The sequence below is a fragment of the Sivoneniella epilithica UHCC 1019 genome (assembly GCF_040830845.1).
Lineage (GTDB): Bacteria > Cyanobacteriota > Cyanobacteriia > Leptolyngbyales > Leptolyngbyaceae > ULC077BIN1.
In genome coordinates this window covers 70816-82806 of the sequence record NZ_JBFPDP010000008.1, presented here as the reverse complement: position 1 = coordinate 82806, position 11991 = coordinate 70816, and the positions used below count along the sequence as shown (strand labels likewise).

General features: G+C 46.6%; 8 protein-coding genes. 1 reads left to right on the top strand and 7 read right to left on the bottom strand.

Going from position 1 to position 11991, the window contains the following annotated elements; genetic code table 11:
* Window positions 1–68: 68 nt before the first annotated feature.
* The 3 genes from AB3R30_RS07420 to AB3R30_RS07410 all read right to left on the bottom strand — a co-directional run bounded on the left by AB3R30_RS07420 (window position 69) and on the right by AB3R30_RS07410 (window position 5054).
* Window positions 69–554 carry a hypothetical protein gene (locus tag AB3R30_RS07420; RefSeq protein ID WP_458648525.1) on the bottom strand — a complete coding sequence of 162 codons (486 nt, stop codon included), beginning with the start codon at window positions 552–554 and terminating at the stop codon, window positions 69–71.
* A gap of 42 nt (window positions 555–596) precedes the next feature.
* A complete protein-coding gene (gene topA / locus AB3R30_RS07415) occupies window positions 597–2804 on the bottom strand; it encodes a type I DNA topoisomerase (RefSeq protein ID WP_458648524.1) in 2208 nt (735 codons plus the stop codon).
* 288 nt (window positions 2805–3092) lie between these two features.
* A complete protein-coding gene (locus tag AB3R30_RS07410) occupies window positions 3093–5054 on the bottom strand; it encodes a hypothetical protein (RefSeq protein WP_458648523.1) in 1962 nt (653 codons plus the stop codon).
* A gap of 904 nt (window positions 5055–5958) precedes the next feature.
* On the opposite strand from AB3R30_RS07410, the gene AB3R30_RS07405 reads away from it, so the two are divergent.
* The gene (locus tag AB3R30_RS07405; protein WP_458648522.1) at window positions 5959–7050 is read left to right on the top strand and encodes a hypothetical protein; all 1092 of its coding nucleotides are present in this window, start codon (window positions 5959–5961) and stop codon (window positions 7048–7050) included.
* Between the two features lie 85 nt (window positions 7051–7135).
* Here the strand turns inward: AB3R30_RS07405 and AB3R30_RS07400 are convergent, their stop codons facing one another.
* The 4 genes from AB3R30_RS07400 to AB3R30_RS07385 form a co-directional block, all read right to left on the bottom strand.
* Window positions 7136–8212, bottom strand: a complete 1077-nt coding sequence (locus AB3R30_RS07400) for a PDDEXK nuclease domain-containing protein (RefSeq protein ID WP_458648521.1) — start codon at window positions 8210–8212, stop codon at window positions 7136–7138.
* A gap of 164 nt (window positions 8213–8376) precedes the next feature.
* Window positions 8377–9558, bottom strand: coding sequence for a ParB/RepB/Spo0J family partition protein (locus AB3R30_RS07395; RefSeq protein ID WP_458648520.1), 1182 nt, complete (start codon window positions 9556–9558; stop codon window positions 8377–8379).
* Between the two features lie 2 nt (window positions 9559–9560).
* A complete protein-coding gene (locus AB3R30_RS07390; protein WP_458648519.1) occupies window positions 9561–10235 on the bottom strand; it encodes an AAA family ATPase in 675 nt (224 codons plus the stop codon).
* Between the two features lie 538 nt (window positions 10236–10773).
* Window positions 10774–11721: a tyrosine-type recombinase/integrase gene (locus AB3R30_RS07385; protein WP_458648518.1), complete on the bottom strand. Its 948-nt coding sequence runs from the start codon at window positions 11719–11721 to the stop codon at window positions 10774–10776.
* Between the last annotated feature and the right edge of the window lie 270 nt (window positions 11722–11991).

Here is an 11991-nt window from a genome sequence, read left to right as displayed (position 1 = left end):
GTTCATCTGTAATGGGTTAAGAGTGTAGCTTTCCTGCGTGGGCGATCGCGCGTTAATTCATCCATTCTTCAAAGGTTGTCTAGTTTCTGGAAGAGAATCTCCACGGCTTTTTCGTAGTCTTTCCCGATGAGGTAAGCAAAATGGTAATAACTGGCAATGTAAAAATCGCAGTCAAACTTCTGATAGCGGTCAGCAATTGCAATAAATCCATATCGGGCATCGGTCGGTCGCGTGAACCAATCCTGATGGTAAGAGTCCTGGAGAAATAGAGTTAGGGTTTGCTGTTCGGCACTGGCAATCAGGCGAATAGGATGAATCGCTGCATGATGAGATCGCTCCACCGGAAGCAATAAGTCATATTCCTCGACAGTGATGAAATCTGCCAGACTGTCTTCTGTACGCGGGTAATAAGACTCATCAGGGATTCTGAGGAAGTGGTGCCACGCCATCCAAAACTCGTGTTTGCTGTCAAATCCTGGATCAATATCTAATCGCCACTGATCTTCTTGACAGAGATCATCTAGAACCGCCTGTGGTAAGTCAGCAAGTTTCATCGTGGCTCCTTCAATCAAATAATCCTAGAAAGACCGCCCATTTTACTTCACCAAACTCTCAATCTTCAATGTGCCAAACTTGGGCGACCAAAAGCCATCGTGTCCTTCAAAGTACGCCACTTCCTTACATTTTCCGCGTCGATTCTCTAGCAGCGAACATCGCAACATCACCTTTTCCTTTCCCTCCTTTGTGTAGCGATAGCGTTCCAACAACGCGCCACAAACTGGACAGGGCACATCCGTAAACGCCTCTGGGTCAGGAATACGCTGAGCATAGGGCACCTCATACCGTTTTCCCTGGGGATTCCAGAACATGACTGCTCCACAGCCTGCCGCTCCACACTTGAGAAAATGATTTGCCTTCAGCTTCTTGGATTTGGAGGGAACTTTGCTCATCGCCTCCCCACACTTGGGACAGGCGGTTTTCGTCACTGTTGCCTGTGGCTTTGACTGGGTTGAGCTTGGCGTTCGCGCAGCGGCTGGTTTATCACATCGCGTAACCGTAGAGTTCCCGCTTTGAATCGCATTTGATTTCAACAGTTGACCCGCCTTCTCCAACGCAGGTGCAAAATAGGTGCGGTGCCAATCGGTCAGGTATCCCTGCCAATCCTGCTTTCCCTGGGCGATCGCGTCCAGTGCTGTCTCCATTTGTGCCGTAAACTCTGGCTGAATCAACTCCGGCAGCAACTTCTCTAAGGCTCCATCCAACGCCAGTCCCAACGATGTGGGTTGCAGTTTCCCCTTCTCGACCTGCACATACTCGCGCTCCTTCAGCGTCTTGATTGTGGGCGCATAGGTACTCGGCCGCCCAATGCCCTTGCGTTCCATCAACTGCACCAGCTTTGGTTCCGTATAGCGCGGTGGGGGTTGAGTCTGCTTCTTTTCTGAGTCTGCCTGCTTTAGCGTCAACGGCTGTCCATGTTGTAACACGGGCAATTGGGTATCAGCACTCAAGTTGTTCCAATAGCGGGTATAACCGGGAAACTCCACTACCTGTCCGGTTGCTTCCCACTGCACCGAACCTGATTGGGTCACCACTCGCGTTTTCCGCAATCGGACAGGGCAACACTGAGAAGCCACGGCTCGATTCCAAATCAACTCATACAGCTTTGTCTCATCTGCACTCGCTTGCAGTTGGGCAGGCAATTGATTCACATTCGTGGGACGAATCGCTTCGTGCGCTTCCTGCGCCCCTTTCACGGCTCGATGTCGCGTCGTTTTGCTGGGCACATTGGTTGGATCATGCTGCTCTAGATATTGCCGTACGGCTGCACAAAATGGCTCGGCTAAAGTTACTGAATCCGTTCGCATGTAGGTAATGTGACCCGCTTCATAGAGCGCCTGTGCCACCTTCATCGTTTTATCAGGACTGAAGCGCAGTTTCGCGCCTGCTGCCTGTTGCAATGATGAGGTGATGAAGGGAGGAGGAGGCGATTGATGTGCGACTTTACCTTCAACTGTGACGACTTGATGCGGCGTAGAACGAGCGATCGCCACCAATCGATCTGCCTCTGCCTGATGGGTCACTTTATCAGATTCCTGGCTTTCCTTGCCCTCCGCTGCATCATCCGGTTGCTCGGTTACGGCTGCCGAGTTTGTCCCAGGAGTTGCATTCAGTTTGGCACGATAAAACGCTTTGAACCCTTGTTCATACTCTACCCAAATGCTCCAGTAGTCCTGGGATTTGAACGCTTGAATTTCTTTTTCACGTGTACAGAGCAGATGCAGCGTGGCACTCTGCACCCGCCCCATGGACTTCGCGCCAATGTTGAGCCGCCAGACCACATGCTTGCTGCCCTTATAGCCCACCAGCTTATCAAGACAATCTCGCGCCCGTCCGGCGGCAATCAGGGATTGATCAAGAGTACGGGGATGGGCGATCGCGGCTCTAACGACTTGGGGCGTAATCTCGCTGTACACCACCCGGTGCGGATTTTTGAGTCGCAATTCCTGTTGTAAATGCCAGCCAATCGTTTCGCCTTCGCGATCAGGGTCAGTCGCAATGTAGACCGCATCCGCTTGCTTCACCGCTTGTCTTAGGTCTGCCAGCACCTTCTTGCCTCTGGCATCTCTCGGCTCATAGCGACACTCAATGCGCTGGTCGAGCAGGTCAAAGCCCAACGAATCTTCACCGTCATTAGCCAGTTCTCGCACATGACCCATACTGGCTCTCACGATCCAACCACTACCGAGAATTTGACTCAGCTTCTTGGATTTACCCGGACTTTCGATTAACAGTAGGTTGACCATCAGCGCACCACAGCAGTAGTCTTATGGTACAAGCAAACTATCTGAATAGCATCCGTGCAGTCGCTCTGCGTTCTAAAATAGCTCAATGCTCCTTCACCGTTGCAACGACATGACCAGCGCGACCCCCTCATCTTGAGATAAAGCTTGTAGATAGGAAGGTGAAGTCGCCACGGCTAATTCCCTAGAGCTTTGATTTTGCTTTGATTCTACGCCTCATTGATGGAATGGTAGTGCCACCCATGATTTTGTTATGTTCCTTAACATCAAGTGATGATATCGCGATTTGTTTTATCTATCTGATGTTCCCAGTTCATGCCTTTTGGAGTCGGATTGCTCCTGCAACCAGAGATTCCATTGCGCCAACTCCATATCATCCAAAAATGCCTGACTACATTTGCCAAACAGGTGTCTCAAGAGATCGCCTACCTGCTCTCGTGTCAATTTCAATCGCTGAATATGCACCGATATAGCCGCTAGCACCCCAGACAGATCACGCGCCGAGTCATCTAACTCCAAAGCCGCAAATAACGGTAGATTCAAGCGTTCTACCTGCAACACCCCCGGATTGATTTCAGCCCACGCCACCGCCTCCGCCATCAAAATCGGATCACCCGATTCTAAATACTGCTGCATTCGAGCAATCGGTGCTGCCTGCTTTGCTTGCTGGCGGATCTGATTTACCTGTTGATGAGCAGATTGAGAAGCTGCTTGACCCACATCAAACCAAGTTTGTAGGTCAAATAGAGGCGGTTGAACGTCGTGATCACTCCTCTTTAACCAACCTGGAACCTGCTCAGAATTGTTAGAAGATTGATCGATCTGAGCATTACTGCCTGTCGAGGGTAATGTTGGAGCTAGATGATCGCTCAAATCCTTATCCTGTACTGTATTACCGTCGTTTTCTAACAATAAGCTTGTAGGATTGTGCCAGTTAGATGCGTCCTCAACGCAATCTAACTGGGCATCCGTGTATGAAGCTGGGGGGTCTGGGGGGATTTCCACAGGCTCACTTACTTCTAGCGACAAATAGTTGGGATGCCATAAGTCCCGGTGGTTATAGAGCGATTCACCGCCAACGCCGTAGTGAGTCAGTGCTTTCCATCGAGCGGTGGCACCACTGGGTAAGGTGTTTTTATTGAGTAAGTCCGCGATCGCCTGTCGAATTCGCTCTCGCGCCGCCAGCGATTGACGTTGATTCCAACTGAGTGGTTCTGGCTGACTGACTTCAGGTTTTGATTTACATTTGCCATTTCTATCCCCATAGTGAAAGTAGCGGTTACCCTCGACGGATCTTGCCCAGTCTTCGGCTCGCTGTTCAATTTCATGTTGATGCTGACACCACTCTTCGTAGCCGGGTAATGATTGAGCAGTGGCGACAATTTCATCAATCAGTGCTTGCCCTGTTAATCGTTCTCCCCCACAGAGGACGTGATGGAAGATATAGGCACGCATCGCGATGCGACCGAGTAACCGATTGGTTTGTCCAGCGCCTGTCCAACCCAATTCAATCTCAGCATTCAGGTCGTTAACGAACTTCTCGGCTTTACCTGAGATCCGATAGTGTTTGCGCTGAAATTGTTTGAGCAGTCGTTTCAATGTTTTGCGTTCAACGGTGTTACGTTTCTGAGCAAACTGCCAGTGTTCGACGAAGGTGTGCGGGTCACTGCGGATGGGTTGGAAGTCGTTGTCGAGCAAATAGGAGCCTGCTTGTAGCGGCAGTCGGTGGGCATTGAACAGACTGAGGCTGCCTTTAATCGCATAGGGTCTGGGATTGGGAAATAGCTCCAGTTGTCCGCCTGTGAGACGAAATCCGGCATTTTCTAATAGCGTCGTCACGACGAGTGCGAGTTCCCAAGTGTTTTGAGTGACCTGAAAGGGGAAGTAGAGATGCAAGCCACCACTGTAGGAACTGGTGCAGGTGACAGCATTGACGAGTCCTAAGGGTTCAAGGGCAGTGAGGATACGGGAGACGGCAAAGCGATCTCGCTGGGGATGATAGATACTGCCTGCATCAATGTCGAGGATGCAGTAGTTGGTTGTTTTGCCAAAGCGTACTCCGAAGAGGGAGCAGCCTTGACACAGAATGCGATCTGACAGGGGATGACGGCTTTCGGTCTTCCAATCGGGTGTTTGCCTGGGTTCTGGATGTTTGGCGTAGATATAGTCATAGCGATGCGGAAAGAGTGCGAGAAATTTGTCTTCCCACTCTTGAACGTATCGAAACTGAGTTGTTGATTGAAAAATAGTCATTTTGGCTCCAATTAACTAATGGAACCAGTTCAGACAACCTCTGCTGATACGAGTAAAAGTTCAATACAATATCTGGCAACCCAAAAATTGTGATACAAAGTTTTCCTGCTTTTTAGCAAAAAAATTCACCAAGGATTACTAAATCCTGGCAATTTTTTTGTATGACAGATCATTGAGACTGCTATCATGCAAGCAGACAAAAACCAAACTAAAGGAATGGCTGTTCCTTTAGTTAAAGTTCGGGAAGCCGGGATAATTGAGACTTTGGCGAGGCTCTGTCCCGGTTTTCTAATTACTGTAGGTTGGCACAAGTAGGTTCTTTGAGTAGAACGTCTTTAAGCATTGGCTTTTGATAAGCCAGTTCATCATGATGTGTAGACCTCTGAGGGTGAACCATAAACTTTTTTTGTTTAGAACAAAAGAACTAAACTCCAATTAATGTACATTAAACACCCAAAATCTTACTGTAAAACACGCTGAAACTCCCGATCTGATTGCTTTACGCCGGAGTGATAGAGCCGTTTTACGCCGGAGTGATAGAGCAATTCATACGCGGGAGTGATAGAACAAAACTTGAATCTTCTTTCAAGCGGCAAAATAATTCATACGCCGGAGTGATAGAACAAAATGTCTAACATCTTTGGGTGGTAGGTTTCGCCGTAAAACTATTTTTAAGACATACGCGGGAGTGATAGAAGCATTCATATATGGAAGTGATAGAAAAGAAGACTCTTATACGCGGGAGTGATAGAAGGATTTATACGCGGGAGTGATAGAACTTGAATGTAAAAACATACGCGGGAGTGATAGAACTATTTGCGTAGAAATGTCTATTAGTGGAGTAGGTAAGATCATATTTCGACACATCTAGTAGAATTCATCTATCGCCTATCCCCATAACTGCATGGCTTCAATTGAAAGAGACTTAACTTTTCCGGTGGATGGTCAGCTACTGATGGTGTTGCCCAGAGCTGGAGCATCCATCAACAATCCAGATGTACGCTTACCGATTTTACGTTCAGATGGTGATGGGTACTATCTGGAGATGCGAGTTGAAGCTGATACAAATGATGCTGGTGAAGTCGCAGTCATACGGCGTGTTCCACTTGAAGATTTGACGACTGATGAGTGGGAAGAATTAAAGCAACAGTACGACAGCCTTGACCTTGAAACTCTAGCCGCTCAGGGAATTGCTAAAGGACTTGAAAAGATACAGGATCGCAAGATTCAGCGCCTATTCATGGCTCTGCTGACTTTTCTTAACCCTCGCCAAGTTGGAATTGTACTGTATCTCTATAAACTGGCAGATGAGCAAAATAATGGTCCGGTAGTTACTTTTCGCTCAAATAACTTGCTAGAGAACTTGGGCTACTCACGTACCAAAGGGGGCAGTTTCCATGCCAAGGTGCGATCGCAGTTAAACCGCGACCTAGTAGCGCTGCACCGAGTCGAATTAGTCCTAGCCAAGTCCCTGAGGGAAGGAAATAAAATTGGGGCAGAGGTAATCATCAAGAGTATTCTGCGAATTAAAAGCTACAAGATAGAAAATCTCTCACGCGACTTTGATTTGGCAAAAGCTGCTGATTATACTTATGAATTAGCTGACTCGTATACAGTATCTTTAGAATTTTTTGAAGGTTCTAGTCGTGCTGGGGATTACGTTTTGTTTGCTGGAGATGTAGATGTCACTCAAAAACTTGGCAGTAACACCAAAAACGACTACAGAACCAAACTATTAATCTACCTTGCAAGTCGGCTCAAATGGGATTCTCCCCAAGACGGACAGTATTTAACAATTTCTAAACAGTATTTGTTCAAGAATCTTGATTTATTAGGGAGCAACTCTTCAAGGAATAATCAGATTTTCTGGCGCACAGTTGAGGAGTTGCAGCAAGAAGGTTATATTCTTGGTGCCCAAGAACTGCCCGGTAAAAGGAAGACACCTAGCATTCAATTTCAAATCAATCCTCATAAGCTGAGACCGAGCGTAGCATAAACTTGTTTAAATCATTATCAAGGAAGTGCAAGCATTTGAGCATTTGCTTGCTCATTTCGAGAATAGAAGAACAGCCCCATCACAGTTAGTCTAATAGTGATGTTTCTTCAGATTCGCTTTCCTTGGTTTCAACAACTTCTGCAACTACCGTGTTTAGTTCCATTGCAAGTTGCTCCACAGTCGGTAGGTTTTCCTTAAGTGATTTGGGTAATGAGTCTTTTAACTGATAAGTTGAAACACCAATAGGACGATTGACATCCCTTAAAGCGTACTCGACAGCTGTTTTCTTCTTACCCTTGCACAGAATAATCCCGATCGTCGAGCGATCTTCTGGATGTCTCAATAAGTCATCTACGGCGGAAATGTAGAAGTTCATTTTTCCGGAGAACTCTGGCTGAAATTCGGTAACTTTGAGGTCGATCACCACATAACAACGCAGTTTCAGATGATAAAATAAGAGATCAATATAGTAGTCATCCCCATCGACTTCTAGGTGATACTGGCTTCCCACAAAGGCAAATCCAACTCCCAACTCCAGCAAGAATTCCCGAATGCGTTCAACGAGTGCCCGTTCAAGATCTCGCTCCTGAACAGACGAAGTAACGTCAAGAAAATCTAAATGATAGGGATCTTTGAGTAGTTGGGTTGCCAAATCAGATTGAGGGGGAGGTAGAGCGCGATCGAAATTAGTAATCGCTCCTCCCATTCGACGATATAGATCGCTTTCAACTTGATGCACCAATACATTGCGGCTCCAACCATGCTCAACTGTTTGTCTCGCGTACCATAGTCGCTCCTCATTAGATTTGAGTTTGTCTAGTAACGCTATGTTGTGATACCAAGTAATTTGTCCAAGCACCGCTTGGACAATTGCCTCATCAGGGAATGCTTGAGCAAACGCTCGCATATAAAGCAGATTAGAGCGGGAAAAACCCTTCATTTCCGGAAACTCGTGCTTTAAATCTTTTGAAAGGGTTTGAATGACTTTTGCGCCCCAACCTTGCTGCTGCTGACGAGTTAAAATGTCTCGACCAATCTGCCAATAAAGCAGCACTAGTTCTCGGTTGACGGCGAGAGCAGCACGAATTTGAGCACTGCGGATGCGAACTTTCAGGTTAGTCAGAAAGGTTTCGTAGTCTTTGAGATTGAATAAGTCAGACATGAATTAAATTTCAGTAGTCACAAAGTCTGTCGAGTAATTAAATAAGGCAAGGATATAGAGATGACCTCGATCAGGGCAAACTTTGTTACTAATGTTTGAGGATAGCAATTTCAAAACAACAACTTTGGGGGGTATAGCAGTTTGGAATCTGTTGCCTTTGACTCCTACAATAGCTGCAAAACCCTTTCCAAGGCTTGTTTTAACTCCTGACGTTGTTCAGTTGAAATTGCGGCTTTCTTAAGATCTAAGCTTTGAACAGCTATGAGGATATGATCAACGTGCTGATCTCTGCTTCCATTAGATAGTGCTTTTGTATTATCTCCTACAAGGTGTTTCTTCTGCTCAATGACCCACTGCTGAGCTTTGACCTCTGACAAATTGTTTGCCAAGGTTATTTCGATTCCCTCACTCCGTAGCTGTAATGCTTTTTCCTCAGAAAGCCCAAGATTTTCAGCCGTAAGCCGATTAAGTACGAGAGCTTGAGCGCAGCCTAAAGCTTTTTCTCGGACGGCCACTTTTAAGTCAGTAGTGAGACTGAGAGTAGGGAAGACGTTGCGATTCAACGTAGCAGGATGTTCCTGTAGTCCTAATAAAATTAGAAAGACTTGAATTTCTACTGGTTCAAGCTCGAATTGGGTCAAAATCGTATGTTGTTGCTCCTGATGTTGTAGATGTAACCTGTCACCTAGTTTCTGTTTTCTTCGCTTCAATCGCGTTAGCACACGATTCACAATTCTAGAAACCTCATCAGGCTTTAGTTCAGAAATTTCATCACAAACGATCGCGACTAAACTCGTTGCTTTGTCAAGTGCATTTAAATCTCGACGATGACGATTCGCTAGGTAAGTTCTACGCCGCAGAGTTTGATCGTTTTCAGGACGGGAGACAAAGACTGCCCGAATAGTTTTCCAGTTCAAGTTAGTAGCCGCTCTCCAGCGGCACTCTCCATCAAACAAGGTGCCATCATCGAACAACATGACATCATCAAGCTGACCTTCTTCTTGAAGCGATCGCTCCATTGCTTCAACCTCTTCCTTAAAGGTCTGTCGAGTCTGCTTTGGGTTGGGATGGATGTCGGCAATTGGATACTCAACTGAGCCTTGATTTTGCTTCAGATGTTCTCGTAGCTCATCAATCTGCTTTTGCAACAGTTGACGTTCGGTCTCATCCAAATCATTTGCTCGTAGATGCTCGATTTCACCAACTAATGTTTGCTCATGTTCATCCTTTTGTTGAAGTTGCTGCTCAAGCACCTCAATCTGCTGTTGTAGAACACTTTCGGTCAGATTTGCCCCCTCAATAAACTCATCTGGAGAGGTAGGTTTTGGTCTACGTTGAATTGGCATTTCTATCTATTCTCCTGAGCCAAGATCCATTTTTCGTCAAATACTGAACGGTAAAGTCGTGTAATTTCATCAATTGCTTTGGTGTCTTTTGGTCGATACTCAACCACCGCTTTACCTTCAGATGCCGAGCGTCGAAACGCCTTTCGAGTACCAATTGGCTGCTCCAGAAAAATCAACCCCTCTGTTTCTCTCGCAACTTGCGCTGCCTCTTCATTGTCTCCACCCTGAGCATCCGCCCGGTTAATAAAACAAATCGACTTCAGTTGGTCATTAAAAGTGCTTGCTTCATCTATTAACTTTGCAACACTGTCTAACGTCCATGCGTCAAAGCTACCCGGAAAGAGCGGGACTAGGTAGAGGTTGGCAACCAGCAGCGCTGCTCTATGTCCCGTATTGTCCCGCCCTCCTGCATCAATTACTACATCATCATATTTTGAAGCCATACGAGCCACTTCTGACCTTACTGCCTGCCCTCTAAGCTTGATAGCTGTGTAACCAGCCCCGCCATTTGGTTCAAAGATCTGATTTCGAAGCACTGTAAAGTCACTTGCACTATCTTGTTCATCAGCGTCAACTAACAAAATATCGTGACCAGCTAGCGCTCTCATTACTGCCAAATTTGTTGCTAATGTGGTTTTCCCACCACCACCTTTGATTCCGCCACAGACGACAATCATAGTCGTTTCCTACTGAAGAGTTTTTCAATGTACCGGGATTCCCCGGTACATTCCTATTTGAAACTTATAAAAACCGTACGGGGAAACCCCGGTACAGTTTTAGCTTGGAGATGAACTCAAAAAAACATCATTACAATGTGCTCTTGAGTTCATCTGACTCACGATATGAACACATTTTTCTAATTATTAGGGTATACCAGTTTTGCTTCGTGAATATGGCATCTTGCTAATTCTTCTGAGGATTTTTCCTCAAAAGGTCAAGTCAGTTGAGCTATTATTGAGCGTCATAAAAGCGGCTTGTATGATGGCACTCAATGATTATTCGTAAAAGTTTCAATCTCGTTAGGTCGATTCCTTATCCCTTTAAATGTAAGTCTGATGGGAGAAGATCTCGTGATTTAGGGTAAATAGAGATCGCTATTTAGTTCATACTGCTCACGAACTCGATGAAAAAAAACTCGCTAAATTAAACCGGCGTATTAAGAAGATTTGAACATAAAGCTTCGTCGAGTGTTTCTGCAATCACAGTTGCCTCAGATTATAGATTTGGAGCAGATGCAACTGATTCATCCTTTTCAGACGCGATCTCCCTACTCATCCTCATCACTTCATCGAACGCCTTCTCTGCCGCCTGCTGGTCTGCCGCCTTGGTATAGCGCCGAAAGTTCTGCACCGACTTATGCCGAGTCAACGTCATCACATGATAGGGATTCATCCCCTTCAATACCAAATTGGTCGCAAACGTATGCCGGAACTGATGGGCATGAAAATCAATTCCCGTCTGCTTTGAAATCGCATTCATCACCTTGCGAATCCCGTCATAGCCCAACCGCTGCCAGAGATTGCGCCGAGAATGGGAAATAAACAACGGACGCTCTGGCGATAATGTCTCCCCCGTCAGTTCCCGCCACTGGAGATACCGTTCTACCGCTTCCTTGCCTTGAGATGTCAGTGGCACCCATCCCTTACTATCTGCCTTCGCCTCCCGGATGCGTAGCCGTCGCCCATCATAATCTTCCAGATTCAATGCCGATACTTCCTCTGCCCGCAACCCATGCAGCAGCACTGCAATCAAAGCAATATTTCGCTCAGGTAATGAACTGGCTAAAGCTGTCTGAACAATTTTCTCCACCTCCCTATCCTTGAGATTCTGCGCCTCTGGTTCCGTCAGCTTCGGCAAATCTACTTCCGTCGTCGGATTGATACTGACATAGCGAGATCGCACCATCCATCCATAAAAGTTCTTCAGCGTTCCCAAAATTCTCCTGACCGTTGCGTCCGAGAGCGATCGCCGCCCTGTTGCTAAGTCCTGCCGCATCAAATAGGCTTTGAACTGGGCAACTTGACGAGGCGTAACCTCCGCCCAGCCCTTATCCGTCCAGTTCAGAAAGCACTGTAAGTCCTGCCGATAGGCTTTCTGACTTTTAGGAGCCAGCGATCGCGCCTGCAAAAACTCCTTGACCCGCTCCTCACGTAAATTCGGCAAACATGCGTGAGTCGGACTAACGGTTGAACCTGTCTTGCGATCAATTGATTGCAGTGGTATGACAATAGGATCTGGGACCCTTTTGCGGTGGTTCATGAGCGATGTTCCTCAATCAAAAACGTCCGACCATTCAGTGCATTTTACGACTTAAGCTGCTGGTGGAGACGGCTGATTTGAAACCACAACCAAATAACGGGCAGTTCCAGTGAGTTAGGATCAATGTGAAACCACATCGGTTGAAATCAAATTCACCTCGTGGTTGGGCGATCT